This window comes from Clostridium bornimense, from assembly GCF_000577895.1.
Classification (GTDB): domain Bacteria; phylum Bacillota; class Clostridia; order Clostridiales; family Clostridiaceae; genus Clostridium_AN; species Clostridium_AN bornimense.
The window spans coordinates 2,180,593-2,199,399 of record NZ_HG917868.1 but is presented as its reverse complement, the minus strand read 5'-3'; the positions used below and the strand labels follow the sequence as shown (position 1 = coordinate 2,199,399).

Annotated in this window: 14 protein-coding genes; 12 read left to right on the top strand and 2 right to left on the bottom strand. The window is 29.4% G+C overall.

Features of this window, described 5'->3' with window-relative positions:
- Positions 1-9: 9 nt before the first annotated feature.
- The 10 genes from aspS to CM240_RS09845 all read left to right on the top strand — a co-directional run bounded on the left by aspS (position 10) and on the right by CM240_RS09845 (position 12,579).
- Complete coding sequence (aspS, locus tag CM240_RS09890; protein ID WP_044038903.1) at positions 10-1,797, top strand: aspartate--tRNA ligase; 1,788 nt, start codon at positions 10-12, stop codon at positions 1,795-1,797.
- A 458-nt stretch (positions 1,798-2,255) separates the two neighbouring features.
- Positions 2,256-3,365, top strand: coding sequence for an ABC transporter ATP-binding protein (locus tag CM240_RS09885; protein ID WP_044038902.1), 1,110 nt, complete (start codon positions 2,256-2,258; stop codon positions 3,363-3,365).
- Between the two features lie 12 nt (positions 3,366-3,377).
- Complete coding sequence (locus CM240_RS09880; RefSeq protein ID WP_044038901.1) at positions 3,378-4,325, top strand: PucR family transcriptional regulator; 948 nt, start codon at positions 3,378-3,380, stop codon at positions 4,323-4,325.
- A 77-nt stretch (positions 4,326-4,402) separates the two neighbouring features.
- Positions 4,403-5,602: a sugar ABC transporter substrate-binding protein gene (locus CM240_RS09875; RefSeq protein ID WP_044038900.1), complete on the top strand. Its 1,200-nt coding sequence runs from the start codon at positions 4,403-4,405 to the stop codon at positions 5,600-5,602.
- 64 nt (positions 5,603-5,666) lie between these two features.
- Positions 5,667-6,587: a carbohydrate ABC transporter permease gene (locus CM240_RS09870; protein WP_044038899.1), complete on the top strand. Its 921-nt coding sequence runs from the start codon at positions 5,667-5,669 to the stop codon at positions 6,585-6,587.
- 1 nt (position 6,588) lies between these two features.
- Positions 6,589-7,446, top strand: coding sequence for a sugar ABC transporter permease (locus CM240_RS09865; RefSeq protein WP_044038898.1), 858 nt, complete (start codon positions 6,589-6,591; stop codon positions 7,444-7,446).
- Between the two features lie 110 nt (positions 7,447-7,556).
- Positions 7,557-8,588 carry a LacI family DNA-binding transcriptional regulator gene (locus CM240_RS09860; RefSeq protein WP_044038897.1) on the top strand — a complete coding sequence of 344 codons (1,032 nt, stop codon included), beginning with the start codon at positions 7,557-7,559 and terminating at the stop codon, positions 8,586-8,588.
- 113 nt (positions 8,589-8,701) lie between these two features.
- Positions 8,702-10,180 carry a 4-alpha-glucanotransferase gene (gene malQ, locus CM240_RS09855; protein ID WP_044038896.1) on the top strand — a complete coding sequence of 493 codons (1,479 nt, stop codon included), beginning with the start codon at positions 8,702-8,704 and terminating at the stop codon, positions 10,178-10,180.
- A gap of 593 nt (positions 10,181-10,773) precedes the next feature.
- A complete protein-coding gene (locus CM240_RS09850) occupies positions 10,774-11,130 on the top strand; it encodes a hypothetical protein (protein ID WP_044038895.1) in 357 nt (118 codons plus the stop codon).
- Positions 11,131-11,304: 174 nt separating this feature from the next.
- Positions 11,305-12,579, top strand: coding sequence for a hemolysin family protein (locus CM240_RS09845; RefSeq protein ID WP_044038894.1), 1,275 nt, complete (start codon positions 11,305-11,307; stop codon positions 12,577-12,579).
- Between the two features lie 56 nt (positions 12,580-12,635).
- On the opposite strand, the gene CM240_RS09840 is transcribed toward CM240_RS09845, so the two are convergent.
- Together CM240_RS09840 and CM240_RS09835 are read right to left on the bottom strand one after the other, a co-directional pair.
- Complete coding sequence (locus CM240_RS09840; protein WP_044038893.1) at positions 12,636-13,088, bottom strand: threonine/serine exporter family protein; 453 nt, start codon at positions 13,086-13,088, stop codon at positions 12,636-12,638.
- Positions 13,088-13,855 carry a threonine/serine exporter family protein gene (locus tag CM240_RS09835; protein ID WP_044038892.1) on the bottom strand — a complete coding sequence of 256 codons (768 nt, stop codon included), beginning with the start codon at positions 13,853-13,855 and terminating at the stop codon, positions 13,088-13,090. The genes CM240_RS09840 and CM240_RS09835 overlap by 1 nt, the downstream gene beginning before the upstream one ends.
- A 264-nt stretch (positions 13,856-14,119) precedes the next feature.
- On the opposite strand from CM240_RS09835, the gene glyA reads away from it, so the two are divergent.
- Together glyA and addB are read left to right on the top strand one after the other, a co-directional pair.
- On the top strand, positions 14,120-15,349 hold the full coding sequence (glyA, locus tag CM240_RS09830; protein ID WP_044038891.1) for a serine hydroxymethyltransferase: 1,230 nt from the start codon (positions 14,120-14,122) through the stop codon (positions 15,347-15,349).
- Between the two features lie 71 nt (positions 15,350-15,420).
- Positions 15,421-18,804: a helicase-exonuclease AddAB subunit AddB gene (addB, locus tag CM240_RS09825; RefSeq protein WP_051483792.1), complete on the top strand. Its 3,384-nt coding sequence runs from the start codon at positions 15,421-15,423 to the stop codon at positions 18,802-18,804.
- The last annotated feature ends 3 nt before the right edge of the window (positions 18,805-18,807 follow it).

Here is an 18,807-nt window from a genome sequence, read left to right as displayed (position 1 = left end):
GATATTATAATGGCAGTGAGTATTAATGGGTTAAAAAGAACCGTAATGTGCGGGGAAGTAACAGAAGAGTATATTGGAAAAAGAATAACAGTAATGGGCTGGGTTCAAAGAAAAAGAAATCTAGGTTCATTAGTATTTATTGATTTAAGAGATATCAAAGGAATACTTCAAGCTGTTTTTGGTGAAGAAATAAATAAGGAAGCTTTTGCTATAGCAGATACATTAAAAAGTGAGTATTGTGTTGCTATAACAGGAGAAGTTGTTAGAAGAGAGTCACCAAACAATTCAATGGTTACAGGGCAAGTAGAACTTAAGGGGGAAGAAGTTGTTATTTTCTCTGAAAGTGAAACACCTCCTATTTATATAAAAGAAGATTTAGATGCGGCAGAAAATATAAGATTAAAATATAGATATCTAGATCTTAGAAGACCAGATATGCAAAAGTTATTTGTGATAAGACATAAAACTACTTCAATCATTAGAAATTATCTTAGTGACCATGGGTTCTTAGAAATGGAAACACCAATATTAACAAAATCTACTCCAGAAGGAGCTAGAGATTATCTTGTTCCAAGTAGAAATTATAATGGACAGTTTTATGCATTACCACAATCACCACAATTATTTAAGCAATTATTAATGGTATCTGGCTTTGATAGATATTATCAAATTGCTAAATGTTTCAGAGATGAGGATTTAAGAGCAAATAGACAACCAGAATTTACTCAAGTAGATATGGAGTTATCTTTTGTAGATATGGATGATGTTATGACTTTAAATGAAGGATTAATATCAAAAGTGTTTAAGGAAGTATTAAATGTTGATGTTAAGACACCATTTATGAGAATGCCTTATAAAGAAGCAATGGATAAGTACGGAAGTGATAAGCCAGATATAAGATTTGGTATGGAGATAAATGATATCACAAATATAGTTTCAGATATGGATTTTGTTGTATTTAAGAGCAATATAGAAGAAGGTGGTTTTGTAAAAGCTATTAACTTTGAAGGTGGAGCAGCTCTTGGAAGAAAGCAAATTGATAAGTTGGTTGATTTTGCCAAGGATCATAAAGCAAAAGGTCTTATTTGGATTGCATATAAAGAAGATGGGGTTAAGTCATCTATAGCTAAATTCTTAAGTGAGGAAAAAGCAAATGAAATAAAAGAAGCTATGGGAGCTAAAGATGGAGATCTTGTTCTTATTGTTTCAGATGCATATAAAAATGCTGTTGAATCATTAGGTGCACTTAGACTTCATATTGCTAAGGAATTTGACTTAATTAAGAATAAAGATGAATTCAAATTCTTATGGGTTACAGAATTCCCACTATTATCTTATGATGAAGAAGAAAAGAGATATGTAGCAGAACATCATCCATTCACAATGCCAATGGATGAAGATTTAGAACTTTTAACTACTGATCCATTAAAAGTAAGAGCGAAAGCTTACGATATGGTTCTTAATGGTGAAGAGCTTGGTGGAGGATCTATAAGAATTCATGATTCAAAGCTACAAGAAAAGTTATTTAATACAATAGGCTTTAGTGATGAAGAAGCAGAAGAAAAGTTCGGTTTCTTATTACAAGCATTTAAGTTTGGACCACCACCACATGGAGGATTAGCTTTTGGTTTAGATAGAATGATTATGTTCTTAGGTGGAACAGATAACATAAAAGATGTTATAACATTCCCTAAAAATCAAAACGCTGCATGTCCTATGACAGAGGCACCAGGTATGGTAGATGAAAAACAATTAAAAGAATTAGGAATTAAAGTAATAGAAAAAGAAGATAAGTAATATAAATAGTGTTGTGGAAGAATATTTCACAACACTATTTATATTTAAAAAGAAAAATTGTAGTGATAAAGAAGTCCTTATGTTAATTTTGCAATGTGTATAAATAAAGTTTTCAGAAAGAAAGGAAATTACAATTCCACATTTTTAGTTTAAGTATATAAAAAAGTATTATTATTTCTAATAAAATATGTTATATCTCATATATTTTTATGTAAACGATAATAGGATTATCATATTAAGAAAATATTATAAAAATGACTTAAATTGTATAATACAAAGGTTTTCAATGTAAAAAATTGAAATAAATAAATTGAAAAAGTGGATAAAAACTTTAAAAATTGTAGGTAAATACAAAAATAACCTGCCAATATTGTGCAAAATACCAATAGATGAAAACGTTTATGAGTTTTATAATGAAAGTGTAAGGAAAACAAGTTATAATATAAGGAGGAGGACAAATGGCAAATTTATCATTGAAGAATATATACAAGATATATCCAGGAGATGTAGTTGCAGTAAAAGACTTTAATCTTGAAATAGAAGATAAAGAATTTGTTATTTTCGTAGGTCCATCTGGTTGTGGTAAATCTACAACATTAAGAATGATTGCTGGATTAGAAGATATCTCTAAAGGTGAGTTATATATCGGCGATAAATTAATGAACGATGTAGCACCTAAGGAAAGAGATATAGCAATGGTATTCCAAAGCTATGCATTATATCCACATATGTCAGTATATGACAATATGGCGTTCGCATTAAAGCTTAAAAAAGAACCTAAAGATGTAATCGATAAGAAGGTAAGAGAAGCAGCGAAAAGCCTAGATATTGAGCATTTGTTAGATAGAAAACCATCAGCATTATCAGGAGGTCAAAGACAAAGAGTTGCATTAGGAAGATCAATAGTAAGAGAACCTAAAGTATTCTTAATGGACGAGCCTCTATCAAACTTAGATGCAAAGTTAAGAGTTCAAATGAGAACTGTAATTAGTAAATTACATCACAAACTTCAAACAACATTTATATATGTTACTCATGACCAAGTAGAAGCTATGACAATGGGTACAAAAATAGTAGTTATGAAGGATGGAATAATACAACAAGTTGCATCTCCAACTGAACTATATGATCATCCAGTAAATAAATTTGTGGGAAGTTTCATAGGAAGTCCTCAAATGAATTTTGTAGATGTTACTGTAGTTGAAGAAAATGGTACATGCTATGCTAAGTTTGGTAAAGAGAAAGTAGCTGTATCTGATAAAATAGGAGAATCACTTAGAAATAAGGGATATATTAATAAAGAAGTTACAATGGGTATAAGACCAGAACATATAAATTATAATAAAGAACAATTACAAGCATATCCAAATTCTGTAGTTAAGGGAGAAATAGAAAACGTTGAGATAATGGGAGCAGAAAGTTACATACACTTCAATTTAGGAGGTAATACTATCGTATCAAGAGTAACTGGTAGTACATCACTACAAGTTGGTAACGTTACCGATTTTGCAATGTATGATACAAAGTTCCACTTCTTTGACAAGGAAACAGAATTAAGAATTGGATAAGTAGGGGGTAACATGTACAGTTTCAAAGGATCTTTTAAACACTTACTAGAAAACATAAATATACCATTTACAATTAAAACCTATGAAGGAGAAATTCTGGTAGATTCTATTAATAGTGAAAATGAAGAAAAAGTAGAGACTGTAGTAACCTTTAATGACAAAACATTGATCATTGAAACTCTATCGAAATATAGTATATGTTTAGATCTTCTAAAATATTGTATAGAGGTAAAGTTAAATGAACTACTAAAATCAAAAGAGGAAATTATATCAGAAATAATAAAAGGACAAGATGTTTCTGAAGAGGTTATTAAGGAAATAATACCTTTTGTATTAGATGAATTTAATCTCATTAATTTAAAACTAAATCAATATGATAACAATATAATAGAAAGACTTAATGAAATTTTTCAAAAAGAAAATGCAATAATAGATAAAATAGATAATTATATAGTTATAGTTTGTATATCTAATGATATAAATGAAACAATTAGTAAAATAATTAATTATATTAACGGAGATGAAAAATATTATTTAAGTTATGCTAATGTAAAGACAGTTTTTGAATTAAGAGATAAATTTAAAGTAACTAAAGGTAGAATAGAATTAGCTAAGAAATATCAATTGTCTTCTAAGGTATATAGTGAAAAAAGTTTGCTTTTCGAAGAAGTAATCGATTGTATAGATAAAAAAGAGAAAGAAAAAATTTATTATAATTTTTATGAGGCATTTTCAAAATTTGATGAAGAGCTTATAAGGACTATTGAAATTTTCTTTAATAGTGGTTTATGTGTTAGTGAAGCTTCAGAAAAGTTATATATACATAGAAATACTCTTTTATATCGAATAGAAAAGATTAAGAAGATATCTCATTATGATATTAGTAAATTTAATGAGGCAGCAGAATTTAAAATACCTTTTCTGATATGTAAATCTATGATGAATAATGATATCAAATAGAATTGCGTTAAACCTCTAAGGTTTATATAAAAATGTATTAAAAATTATAGGGTTAATAAAAATTAGGAGGAATTATTATGGGAAAACGTACTAAATTATTAGCAACATTAGTTGCAGGAGTTTTATTATCAACAACAGCTTTAGTTGGTTGTGAAAAGTCAGGGGATAGTGACGGAGATTCAAAAGAATTACTTATTTATGTAAATTCTGTAAAGAGTGAATATGATGCATTTAATAAAATAGCACAAGATTGGGCTAAAGAAAAAGGATATAAAGTAAAAGTTCAATTCAATGAAAGTACAAAATTCCAAGATTTAATGCCAGTAATGAAGAGTAAAAATGGTCCTGACATCATTTTAGGTGTTCCACATGATAACTTAGGAAACTTTGTTAAAGCTAACTTAGTAGCAGAAGTACCAGAAGGAACAATTGATACATCTGAAGTTACAACAGATGAAATCATTAATGCTGTATCTGTTGAAGGAAAACAATACGGAATACCAACTGGATCAGAAACAGTAGCATTATTCTATAATAAGGATAAAGTATCAGAAGTACCTGCAACTATGGAGGACTTAGTAAAGAAAGCTAAAGATGATAAGCTTGGTTTCCAATATGACTTAACAAACTTCTTCTATAGTGCTGGATTCATACTATCAGGAGATGGATATATATTCCAAAAAGATGCTGATGGTAAATACGATACTAGTGATATTGGTTTCGATAGCGAAAGTGATATTGAAGGATTTAAATTTATTAAGAGCTTAAAAGATGATGGATTAATGGATGAAGCAACTAACTATGATAGTGCAAAAAAAGCATTCTTAAATGGGGATTCAGCTTTCTATATCAGTGGTCCATGGGATGTTTCAGCTTTTGAAGAAGCTAATGTAAACTTTGGAGTTGCACCAATACCAACACTTAATGGTAAAACTGTTTCACCATTCTTAGGAGTTCAAATGGGATTTGTAAATAAAAATTCTAGTAATCAAGATTTAGCTTTTGAATTCTTTAAAGATAATTATGATGAATTATGTAATAAGTCTTGTGAAGTAGGTAATAGATTACCAGTATTAAAATCAATTGAATTAGAAAAAGATGCGTTAAATCAATTTACTAAAGCAACTGAAAATGCTAAGATGACTCCAAATATACCAGAAATATCAAGCGTATGGGATCCTGTAAAGAATAATGTAACTCTTATGCTTCAAGGACAACAAAGTGCTGAAGATGCTGGTAAAAATGCAGAAAAAGATTTAGCAAATGCTATAAAATAGTAAGAAAAAATCGGGGAGTTATCTCCCCAATTTTTATAATTAACTGAAAGGTGGTTATGTAAGTATGGTAAAAAAGAAAAAGGATGGAGTTAAAGCTGCAGTATATTTATTTCCAGCACTAATTTCTATTTTTATATTTGTTGTTTTACCTATGATATATACAATATATATGTCATTTACAAATTATGATCAGTTCACTCAAGGTAGTGCTGATTTAGTAGGATTTAGTAATTATATAGATGTATTAACTGGAGATTTTTCAAAAGTATTTATTCCAGTTTTTCTATGGACTTTAGTATTCGCTATAGCAATAACAGCAGGAAGTTTTATAGTAGGACTATTATTAGCAATGGTATTAAATAATCCGAATATTAAAGAAGCTGGAATATACAAGGCAATATTAATTTTACCATGGGCATTACCAGTAACAGTAGCTATATTATCATGGCAAGGGTTATTGAATGGTAACTCTGGAACTATAAATGTATTATTACAACAATTACATATTATAGAGGAACCAATAAAATTCTTAACAGATCCATTATTGGCAAGAATATCTGTAATACTTGTTAGTATATGGCTTGGATTCCCATATATGATGAATGTATGTCTTGGATCACTTGCAGCTATACCAGATACTTATTATGAAGCAGCAGAAATTGATGGAGCAAGTAAATTTACACAATTTATGAAGATTACATTACCATCATTAGCTCAAACTGCTTATCCATTATTAATAACTAGTTTTGCATTTAACTTTAATAATTTCTCATCTGCATATTTAATTACAGAAGGTAATCCACCAAAAGCAGGAAGTCCATATGCTGGTTATACAGATATTTTGGCTTCAACAAACTATAAGTTATCAACTGTTAATGGTAAATATGCAATCGGTGCCACATTAAGTATATTAGTTTTTATAGTATTAGCAACAATTTCATATGTTCAAATGAAGGCATCAGGACAATTTGAGGAGGTAAACTAATATGGCTGAGACTAACTTAAAATATAAAAAGAAATTAAGATCAGATCAAATTAGGTCTGCTTGGTTTGGAAGATTATTTATATGGATAATGATAGTAATTACCATGTTTCCAATATTAGCAGTAATTGCGGCTTCATTAAGTCCAGGACAAGCTTTCACAGCAAGTATTTGGCCTAAAAATCCAACATTAGAGAATTATAAAATAGTTCTACAAGAAACTGACTTTTTAATCTGGGTTAAGAACTCAATGATTATTTGTATTTCAGTAGCTTTACTTCAAACAACAACATCAGTGTTAGCAGCATTTGCTTTCGCAAGATTAAAGTTTACTGGTAGAAAATCAGGATTGATGGCATTATTAATTCTTCAAATGTTCCCAAATACTATGGCATTACCAGCAATTATAAAAATCGTCTTTGATTTAAATTTATCAAATAGTATGTTAGTCCTTATATTATTAGTAGGTGCAGGTAGTGCATATTATATATGGCTTATCAAAGGAACAATAGATGGTATCCCTATGGAGCTTTCAGAAGCAGCATATATTGATGGTGCAACTACATTCCAAATGTTTAGGAAAATAATATTCCCATTACTTAGAAATATGATGATTGTTATTTTCTTATTATCATTTATAGCAGCATATAGTGAATTTATATTTACATCATCAATTTTAAAAGATACTGAATTAAAAACTATATCAACTGGATTACAACAATTTATTACGAATAATTTCTCAGGAAAGTGGACACAATATTCAGCTGCCGCTGTTATGTCATCACTTCCAGTAGTAATATTATTCTTATGTTCACAAAAGTATATATCTAAGGGACTAGTTTCAGGAGCTGTTAAGGGTTGATAAAATTTTAAAATTTATTGACCAAAGCTTATATATAATTTTTAGGCTATCGTATTAAGTTATACGGTAGCCTAAAAATAAATTTTCATCATATAATCGGAGGCGATTTGATGAATATAAGGGATATTGCAAATCTTGCTGGAGTTGGTGTTAGCACTGTATCTAGAGTAATTAACAATAAACCAGATGTAAATAAAGAGACTAGAGAAAAAGTATTAGAGGTTATTAAGGAAACAAAATTTGTACCTAATAATAATGCAAGGAATCTAAAGAAGAATGAGACAAATAGTATAGGAGTTTTAGTAAAAGGAGTTTTTAATCCTTTTTTTACAGAAATGATAGATGTTATAAGTAAAGAAATTTCGAGATCATCTTATACAATGATACTTCAACATCATGATTATAGTAAGAAAAGTGAGATTGATAACTTAATATCTTTTATAAAAGATAAAAAACTTCAGGGATTAATATGTCTTGGAGGAAACTTTATAGATGTAAATGATGAATTATTTGAAAAAGTGAAAATTCCAGTAGTATTGACTTCTGTAAATACAACATATGATAGGCGTCATATAAATTTCTCTACTGTGGGAATAGAAAACGATAAGGCTAGCTATATATCTACTAGTTACTTAATAAGTATCGGTCATAGAAATATAGCTATAATTATTGGTGATGTAAACGATTATGGTATTAGTGGCCTCAGAATGAAGGGCTATATAGAGGCATTAAGAGATAATAATATTCCATATAATAAAAATTATGTTTCTGTTGGTAATTATAATAGTGAAGGTGCTTATAATGCTACTATAGAACTTTTAAAGAAATTTAAAGAGATAACAGCAATTTTTGCTATATCAGATGTTATGGCTATAGGCTGTGCTAAGGCTGCTAGTGATATGGGACTAGAGATAGGAAAAGATATTTCCATCATTGGATTTGACGGAATGGATGTAAGCAAATTTTATGTTCCGGCTATAACAACTACTGTTCAACCTAAGGAAGAAATGGCTAAGGTTAGTATTAATTTATTGATCAAATTGATAAATAAAGAAGAAAGTCATAAACATATTTTATTAAATACCTATTTAGTAAAAAGACAGTCCTGTAGTAAATTAAAAATATTAAACAATAAATTTTGAGAAAGTTATATTATTTTTATTATTAAATGATATAATAACATTGAAAAGTAAAAGTTAAACTGTAATAAAAGAAATTTAACTTACAAATTTAGAAGCGTTAGAGAGGGGATAATATGAAAAGAAGCAGTGGAATATTAATGCATATCTCGTCCCTACCAGGGAAATATGGAATAGGTACTTTTGGAAAGGAAGCTTATGAGTTTGTAGACTTTTTAAAGAAGTCAGGACAAAGTTATTGGCAAATACTTCCTTTAGGCCAAACTAGTTATGGAGATTCTCCATATCAATGTTTTTCAGCATTTGCAGGAAATCCATACTTTGTAGATTTTGATATCTTAGAAAAAGAAGGATTTTTAAGTAAAGAAGAATATGAAAACGAAGATTTTGGTGGGAACGATAAAAGCGTAGAATATGGTACATTATTTGTATCAAGAATGAAAGTTTTAAGAAGAGCTTATGAAAACTCTAAAGGAAAATTAGTTTCTGAAATTGAAAATTTTAAAAAGGAACAAGAACTTTGGCTTGAAGATTATTCTTTATATATGGCAATAAAAAATGATCATAATCTTGAGTCATGGCAAAACTGGGAAGAACCTATTAAATTAAGAGAAGAGAATGCTCTTAATGAGTGCAAAGTAAAATTAAAAGATGAAATCGAATTCTGGACATTTGTACAATATATGTTTTTTAAACAATGGTCAGCACTTAAGAAATATGCTAATGACAATGGAATAAAAATAATAGGTGATATTCCTATATATGTTTCAGAAGATAGTGCAGATATATGGAGTAATCCAAAATATTTTAAAGTAGATGAAAAGATGATACCAACTAAGGTAGCAGGGTGTCCTCCAGATGCATTTGCAGTTACAGGACAACTTTGGGGAAATCCTATTTATGATTGGAATGAATTAGAAAAAGACGGATTTAGTTGGTGGATTGATAGAGTTAGAGAAAGTTTAAAAATATATGATGTAGTTAGAATAGATCACTTCAGAGGATTTGAATCTTATTGGGAAATTCCTTATGGTGATGAAACAGCTATAAATGGAAAATGGGTTAAAGGTCCTGGAATTAAGTTATTTGAAGCTATTGAGAAAGCTTTAGGAAAAGTTGATATAATAGCAGAAGATTTAGGATTCTTAACTGATGAAGTGAAGGAGTTTTTAAGGGCAACCGGTTTCCCTGGAATGAAAATTCTTCAATTTGCTTTTGGTGATGATGATAGTAGTTATATACCATACAATTATCCAAGAAACTGTATAGCTTATACAGGAACTCATGATAATAATACATTCAGAGGTTGGTTTGAAACTATGACTACTGAAGAAGAAAGAAAGAATTGCGTGAAGTATCTTGGATTAAATGAAGAAGAAGGATATGGATGGGGATTCATTAGAGGAGTATGGGAAAGTATTGCTAACCTTTCAATTGCTACAATGCAAGACTTCTTAGATTTAGGAAATGAAGCAAGAATGAATGAACCATCAACTCTAGGTAAGAACTGGAAGTGGAGAGCTACAAAGGATCAGTTATCTGATGAATTAGCTGATAAGATTCATGATTTAACAAAGACTTTTGGAAGAATATAATTATAAGATAATAAAGAGTATTGTGAGGTTACTGTGGTAATTTTACAATACTCTTTTTTTCAGTGCACAGTGCTCAGGAGTGGTTGAAATTCCTGCGGAATTTCTTAAATCTTAGGGGTGGTGTCATAAGGTGTTTATTGAGTCTTATTTTCTTGTTAATATTGGGTTTCTAGTGGTGTTTTACAGGGAGCTAATGAAAGTTGAACTTTCATGTAGCTTGAGGATATTTCTTAGTGGGATAGAGATATAGTTAAAGTGAATATTGGCATCTGTTCTAGTTAAGTAGTGGTGGAGTTCAAGTAACAGGTTGCATGGCACATGGCACAGGTGTTTTTGTTTTAATAACAACACTTAAGTATAACAGTTTTGTATATGAGAAAAATTAATCAATATACAATTGTGAATTGAGAACTATGAAATGTGAATTGTTACTGTAAAGGTTTTAATAATTTTATATTAGTAGTAAATTTTTTTAGTTAAGGTGAGTATAATTATTATATAATCACTTATTTAGTATATTTTCTAAATTTTCAGGGAATACATCTAAGAGATATTATTTTAAAGATACTATAGTTTTTATAGGTGGTGAGGTTTTGCTACAATATATTGTTAGAAATAAAGATCAATTGAGGGAAGCGTATGATTTAAATTCTGTAGAAATAATTGTTAAGGGTAGCTTTGTTGAAAAGATTGCTAAAATTATATGGGGTAAAGATAGAATTTATTATAGTGATAAAAGATTGCTACCATTAATAATGAATGGTAGTAACTCTTCAAGGGTATCTACTTATGAATCATCACTAACTTCTAATATTCATTGTGATTATGTATTATGTATAAAATCTATGATATATAAAATGAAAGTGTTATATAATATTTTGAAAGTATATAAGATAACCTATTATAATGGGGACACAATGAAATTTATCATGAAAAGAAATAAAAGTTAACAAAAGGTTAATGTAGTAGTGATTAGTATTCATAGTATAATATGATAGTAAATAAGGAGAGCTAAATTGGCTTTCCTTTATTTGAATGGAAATTGTAAAGGTGATATAATAGAAATAATTTATAAAAATTAGAAGTTAATAAATAATATAAAACATATAAGGAGTGGTTGGTTTTTGGACCAGAGTAGTATTTTTAAGATAGGAATTTTAGTTATTCTTATAGGACTTTCAGGGCTTTTTTCAGCATCGGAAACAGCACTTATGTCTATTAATAAAATTAAGTTAAAGAAATTAGAAGATTCAAGAAGAAGCAGGGCTTTAAAAGATCTTATGAGTAATACAAGTAAGTTACTATCAACAATATTATTTGGTAACAATCTTGTTAATATATATGCATCATCTTTAACTACATCATTAGCTATTATACTTTGGGGAAATGAAAGTGTAGCATTAGTTACTATAGTATTAACTATAATAATTCTAATTTTTGGTGAGATTATACCAAAAACTTTAGCAAAGAAAAATGCAGAAAAGTTTTCTTTAAGTGTCGCATTAATAATTAAGTGGTTATCAGTTATATTAACACCGATAGTTTTCTTACTAGAAAAGATATCAAATTTATTTGTTAAGATAACAGGTGGGAATGTTGATGAAGATGATTCTGTTACTGAAGAAGAAATAAAGGACATTATAGAAGTTGGAAGTGTAGAAGGTGCTTTAGAAGAAGAAGAGAAGCAAATGATTTATAATGTTTTTGAATTTGGAGATATGAAAGCAAAAGACGTTATGACTCATCGTACTGAAATTGTAGCAGTAGAAAAGGATGCTACATATGAAGAAATCATGGAAGCTTTTTTAGAAGAGCAATTTTCAAGAATTCCTGTATATGATGAAAGTAAAGATAACATAATAGGCGTATTGCATGTTAAAGACTTTGTTTTCAAAAACATAACTAAAGAAAATTTTGAGATGAATAAAGTTATGAAACAACCTTATTTCACATATAAATATGCTTCTGTATCAGATTTATTTAATGATATGAGAAAAGAAAGAGCAGCTATGGCTTTTGTTATGAATGAGTATGGTGGTTTAGATGGTATCGTAACTATGGAAGACTTAATAGAAGAAATAGTTGGAGATATCGAAGATGAATTTGATGATGAGGAAGTAAAAATTGAAAAAATCAATGATAATGAATATATAGTTGATGGAGACATGGAATTAGATGAATTACTTGAAGAATGTAATATAGATATCTTAAGTAATATAGTGGATGAGGAGTATTTTTCTGATACTATAGGGGGACTAGTTATGGAGATACTAGGAGGAATACCTAAAGAGAAAGTTGTAATAGAAGTAGGTAACTATAAAATAAAAGTAGAAAAAGCTACAAGAAATGGAATAAGTAGAGTTAGGATAATGTTAAATACTAACGAAGTTTTTGAATAATAAAAGGGCTGTTGAATAAGAATCTAAGGATTCTATTTCAATAGCCTTTTTAAATATTATCTTATTCTATGTAATAATTTATATTCTTTTTTCTTAAATAAAAATCGTCCTATGGAAGAAACAAAAACAATTCCAAGTGCGATAGATCCAGCATTTATCAAAGTGGAAAATCCAAGTGATATTGCTTTTTCTAGACTTCCTGTTATCGATTCAAACATTGTATTATACATTCCACTACCTGGCACAAGTGGTATAATTCCTGCTATTACATAAATAGTAACAGGATTTTTTAATATACGTGCTAGAATTTCTGATAATAATGATACTGCTAAAGAGGCACCGAAGAGACTAACATTAATAGAATTTCCATTATCTATTAACATTAAATAAGTTAACCAACCAAACATCCCTGATAGTCCGGCAAATATTAAATTTTTTCCTCGTACATTGAATAATATACCGAAGGCGAATGAACCGAGACCAGCGTAAAAAGCGTATAGTAAATTCATTATATATTACCTCCTAGTGATATCCATAATTTAAATGCCATACCAGTACCTACGGCAATTGCAATAGCTATAAAGAAAGCCTCTAATGCTCTACTGATACCAGATACTAAATCACCAGCGATAGTATCACGGATTGCATTAGTTATAATAAGTCCTGGAACTAGAAGCATTATTGATGAGATTATAACAGTATCCATAGAAGATACTAACTTTAATCTTGAAAGTATTATTCCTAAAGTGGCGGCAACAGCGCCTCCTATTAAATTGATAAAGAAGTCGTTGAATTTTATTCTTGATAAATATGAAGTTATCAAATTTATTATCACACCAATAAAAAAGGCAAAGAAGCTGTCTTTTATAGTAGCACCTAATAGAAGGGCAAAAGATGTAACAGCAAAACCAGATATAAGTACATTTGTTAGTGGTTTATACCCAGGTGCTTTTTCTAATAGATCTAATTCCATCTTTACTTCGTCAATAGTAAGAGCCTTAGAAGAAATTTTTCTAGATAAGTCATTTACTTTAGAAATTTTATCTAGATTTACTTTTCTACTATGTATTCTTTTAATAATGGATATAGGTTTGTTATTTTCATCGGTAGCAGATATAAATATACCAGTGGGCATCACGATAGCTTCAGGATTATTAACATCGAAGGCCTTACAAACTCTGATTATAGTATCTTCCACTCTATAGATTTCTCCGCCATTTTCTAAGATTATCTTCCCTGCTTTAGCTGCAATTAATACTATTTCATTAACATTCATATGTACAAGTATCCTTCCCAATTAGTAGTTTAATTTTATTAACAATATTATATCAAAAAAACTATTCACCATTCACTCTTACTTCTTCATTACCTAGTCTTACTTCTTCACTATTAAATTATCAATTAATATTGTTAAATGTACGTTCTTGGATTATAATTACATATAAATAGCGTACTTTTTACATTACATAGTTTATAGGGTGCAAGTGCACAATTAGTAGTATGTGGTGTATATTAAAAAAATATTATAGGAGGGGCTAAAATGAATTTTGATAATTTAAAAGAAATAGATCCTGCCATTTATGAAGTAGTGGAAAAGGAGCATAATAGACAAGAAAGTAATATAGAGCTTATAGCTTCTGAAAACTTTACATCTAAAGCTGTTATGGAGGCTATGGGATCATTTTTAACTAATAAATATGCTGAAGGATATCCAGGAAAAAGATATTATGGTGGATGTCATGAAGTTGATATAGCTGAAAATATTGCTAAAGAAAGAATGCTTCAATTATTTGGTGGGGATCATGCAAATGTGCAACCACATTCAGGATCTCAAGCAAACATGGCTGTATATTTTTCAGTACTACAACCTGGTGACGTAGTTTTAGGAATGGATTTAAGTAATGGCGGTCACTTAACTCATGGATCACCAGTTAATTTTTCAGGAAGACTTTTTGATTTCAAGTCTTATGGTGTAGATGATAACGGAGTTATAGATTATGAAAATGTAAGAACCATAGCTAGAGAAGTAAAGCCTAAGCTTATTGTAGCAGGTGCCTCTGCTTATAGTAGAACTATTGATTTTGCAAAGTTTAGAGAAATTGCTGATGAAGTTGGTGCAATGCTTATGGTAGATATGGCTCATATCGCAGGGCTTGTAGCAGCTGGTGTTCATCCAAATCCAGTACCTTATTGTGACTTTGTAACAACTACAACTCACAAAACTTTAAGAGGTCCAAGAGGTGGAGCTATAATTTGTAAGGAAAAGTATGCGAAAGTACTAGATAAAAACATATTCCCAGGAATTCAAGGTGGACCATTGATGCATATCATTGCAGGTAAGGCAGTATGTTTTGGAGAAGCTTTAAAAGATGACTTTAAGGAATATGGAAAGAATATAGTTTCAAATGCTAAGACTTTAGCAGAAGAACTTATGAATTATGGATTTAATGTAGTTTCAGGTGGAACAGATAATCATCTTTTATTAGTAGATTTAAGAAATAAGGGAATTACAGGTAAAGAAGCAGAAAAACTTCTTGATTCAGTAAGTATCACAACTAATAAGAACACAGTACCAAATGAAACAGAAAGTCCATTTGTTACTTCAGGTATAAGAATAGGAACTGCAGCTGTAACTACAAGAGGTTTTGGTGAAAATGAAATGAAGGAAATAGCTAGATTTATAAACGATGCTATTGAAAATAGAGATAAAGATTTATCTGCATTAAAGGCAGAAGTTAATGCACTTTGTGCAAAGTTCCCTATTTATTAGTCATTTTATAGTGTAAAATATATGTGTGGTATCATCCACACATATATTTTTTATTTTTTTGAGGTGGAAAGATGGCATTAAATATAATTTTAGGGGCATCTGGTAGTGGAAAAACTACAAGGTGTTTTGAAGAGATAGATAAAAAAATTAAAAGCGAATCAAATAGTAAAATGTTTATGCTAGTGCCAGAACAATTTACTTTTGAAGGTGAAAAGAAACTTATTGATACATTAGGAGAAGAAGTCCTTCTTCGTGCAACAGTGATAAATTTTAAAAGATTAGGGCATAAAGTTTTTTCAAAAGTCGGTGGAGCTAAAGAAAAGTCTCTTGATGATTGCGGGAAAGCAATGCTTATTTATTACATATTAAATAGTGATAGGCTTAAGTTTGCAACATTTGGCACAGTAGCTCATCAAAAAGGTTTTGCTGCTTTAATAGGTGATATGATAGGGGAATTTAAAAGATATAATGTTACTTACGAGAATTTAGAAGAAGCATATGAAAAAATGAGCTCTAAGCCTACATTAAGAGACAAACTTTTTGATCTTAAAGAAATTTATAAAGTTTTTAATAATGAAACAGAAGGAAAATTTTTAGATAGAGATGATGAACTGAATGTTTTGATGAAGAAACTAGAGGAATATGACTATATAAAAGATAGTTATGTTTGGATTGATGAATTTTCATTTTTTACTCCTCAACAGATGAAAATAATAGAGAAGTTACTTGATTTATCTAAAGATGTGTATATTACATTGAACTATGAAAAATTAGAAAATCAAAATACTTTTTATTTAACAGAGACTACCTTAAACAAACTTCAAAGAATGGCAGAGAAAAATAATGTTCCTATTAATATTGAAGACTTAGATGGTAGAGGATATAAATTTTTATCTCAAGAGCTTAAGCACTTAGAAGAGAATATTAATAGTATCAATGTTGTGGCTAACAAAGAAGCTACAAAGGATATAGAGTTAAATGTTGCTTTTAATAGTTTTAAAGAAATAGAAATAGTGGCTAGGGATATTGTAAAAGAGGTACGAGAAAAAAATATAAGATATAAGGATATAGCAGTTATTTCAAGAGATATAGATTCTTATACAGAATATATAAAAGGTATTTTTAATCAATATGATATACCTTTTTTTATAGATAAAAAAACTAGTACAGAAAATAATAATTTTATTGTTTTTATTTCTTCTGCATTAGAGATAATCAATAAAAATTGGAGTTATGAGACGGTTTTTAGATATTTAAAGACTTATATTCTTGATATTGATATGGAAGATATAGATATCCTTGAGAATTATGTTTTATGTCATGGGATAAAGAGAAAGTCCAAGTGGGTTGATAAAGTATGGGATTATCCAGTTTATAATGAGTATAATCCTTTTGAAACTGATGAGGAGTTTTTAGAAAAAATAAATGAGATAAAAGAGACGGTGGTGGCTCCGCTTAGAAATTTATTAGAAATATCTAAGACAAAGGATACTGTTAAGAATATCGGAGAAAAACTATATCATTTTCTAGAAGAAGCTAATGTTAAAGATCATATAAAAGAACTTGTAGATAGCTATAGTGAAGAAGGAGAAATTGCTCTTAGTGAAGAATATTCCCAAATATGGAATAAAGTAATGGATATTTTAAATTCTTTTGTAGAAGTATTAGGTGAAGAGGAGATGTCTCTTAATGAGTTCGTAAAAATTTTTGCTGTGGGAGTTGATCATGCTGAAGTAGGGATTATACCTACGGCACTAGATCAAGTATTTATTGGTGGTAGTGATAGGTCAAAAAGTCAGGATGTAAAAAGAGTATATCTTATTGGGTGTAATGAAGGTGTTTTTCCTATGGTTTCAACTAATGAAGGTATTCTTAACGATACGGAAAGAGAAGAGCTTAATAGTATAGGTATGGAGCTGGGCAGTGACACTTTATCTAAAACTTATGAGGAAGAGTTTCTAGTATATACATCTCTTACAACAGCAAGGGAATCTTTAGTTATAAGCTATCCTGTTTCGGATCTTAATGGTAAAGGCAGACGACCATCAAGGGTAATTTCAAAGATAAAGAGAATTTTTCCGAAGATTACAGAAAATAATTATGTTTTAAGTGATAAATTTACGGATAAGATTTCATCACCAAAAGCAACTTTTAATGAAATGATATTACAAATAAATGATTGTGATGAAGAAGATTATCCTTATTTAAGAGATTTATACAAATGGTATGAGAATAGCAAAAATTATAATGAGACATTGAGTAAAATGGAAGAATATTTCTTGTATAAAAATGATCCAAAAGTGTTATCAAAGGAATCTATAAATAGTATTTATGGTGGCGATATAAAGGCATCAGTAACACAATTTGAGAAGTATGCAGCGTGTCCATTTGCTTATTATGTTACTTATGGATTGAAAGCAAAAGAAAGAAGAACTAATGAAGTATCATATCCTTCTATAGGGTCATTACTACATGAAGGTATAGATAAGTTTTGTAGTGATGCTGTAAAAAACAATATTGATTTTAGAGATATTACTGAAGAATATATTGGAAATGCTGTGGATGAGATAGTAGCAAAGCTTTTAGAAAAGAAGGAAAATTTCTTATTTTTGAATACAGCAAGGATGAGGTTCCTTGTAAGAAAGCTGAAGAGAGTTCTTAGAAGGTCACTAAAAATTATTGTTAAACAACTAGAAAATTCAGACTTTACTCCTATGGGCTTTGAGATGAAGTTTGACAAAGATGGTGAATTACCTCCAATGATAATATCAAAGGATGGTTCAACAATCTATATTGTAGGTAAGGTTGATAGAGTAGATTGTTATAGTTGTGATGGCAATACTTATATTAGAATAATTGATTATAAATTAGGTTCTATGGAGATAGACTTTTCTAAGATATATAATGGATTACAATTGCAACTTTTAACTTATTTAGAAGCAGTAATGGAATCATTAGATAAAAAAGGGGAGAATGCAGTTCCTTGTGGAGTATTTTATTATAAAATGGATGACCCTATTATAGAAAATAAGGAACACCTTACTAAAGAGGAGATTGAAGAGAAGATAAATGAATCATTAAAATTACAAGGTTTATTATTAAAAGACAAAGAAGTAATTTTAGCTATGGATAATGATTTTGAAAAGAGAAAAAAATCTATAGTTGTTAATGCTTCTCTTACATCAAAGGGTGAACTAGCTAAGAGTAATTCTAAGGGACAAATCACTGAGGCGGATTTTAGCTTTTTAAGAGAATTTGTAAAGGATAAGTTAGAAGAATTATGTTCTAATGTTTTATGTGGTGATATTTCCATTACACCATATAAGTTAAAAGAAGAAACTCCGTGTAAGTTTTGTTCATATAAGAGTATATGTCATTTTGATGATACTTTAGAGTTTAATAATTATAGAGTTATTGAAGAAAAGAAAAAAGTTGATGAAATGAAAGGGGAGTAGAGC

Excerpts from the sequence above, each read along its gene's own strand:
- CM240_RS09835 (WP_044038892.1), bottom strand. The coding sequence starts at position 13,855 with ATGAATGTTAATGAAATAGTATTAATTGCAGCTAAAGCAGGGAAGATA.
- CM240_RS09865 (WP_044038898.1), top strand. The coding sequence starts at position 6,589 with ATGGCTGAGACTAACTTAAAATATAAAAAGAAATTAAGATCAGATCAA.
- CM240_RS09840 (WP_044038893.1), bottom strand. The coding sequence starts at position 13,088 with ATGAATTTACTATACGCTTTTTACGCTGGTCTCGGTTCATTCGCCTTC.
- CM240_RS09860 (WP_044038897.1), top strand. The coding sequence starts at position 7,557 with ATGAATATAAGGGATATTGCAAATCTTGCTGGAGTTGGTGTTAGCACT.
- CM240_RS09880 (WP_044038901.1), top strand. The coding sequence starts at position 3,378 with ATGTACAGTTTCAAAGGATCTTTTAAACACTTACTAGAAAACATAAAT.
- CM240_RS09870 (WP_044038899.1), top strand. The coding sequence starts at position 5,667 with ATGGTAAAAAAGAAAAAGGATGGAGTTAAAGCTGCAGTATATTTATTT.
- CM240_RS09875 (WP_044038900.1), top strand. The coding sequence starts at position 4,403 with ATGGGAAAACGTACTAAATTATTAGCAACATTAGTTGCAGGAGTTTTA.
- glyA (WP_044038891.1), top strand. The coding sequence starts at position 14,120 with ATGAATTTTGATAATTTAAAAGAAATAGATCCTGCCATTTATGAAGTA.
- aspS (WP_044038903.1), top strand. The coding sequence starts at position 10 with ATGGCAGTGAGTATTAATGGGTTAAAAAGAACCGTAATGTGCGGGGAA.
- malQ (WP_044038896.1), top strand. The coding sequence starts at position 8,702 with ATGAAAAGAAGCAGTGGAATATTAATGCATATCTCGTCCCTACCAGGG.
- CM240_RS09885 (WP_044038902.1), top strand. The coding sequence starts at position 2,256 with ATGGCAAATTTATCATTGAAGAATATATACAAGATATATCCAGGAGAT.
- addB (WP_051483792.1), top strand. The coding sequence starts at position 15,421 with ATGGCATTAAATATAATTTTAGGGGCATCTGGTAGTGGAAAAACTACA.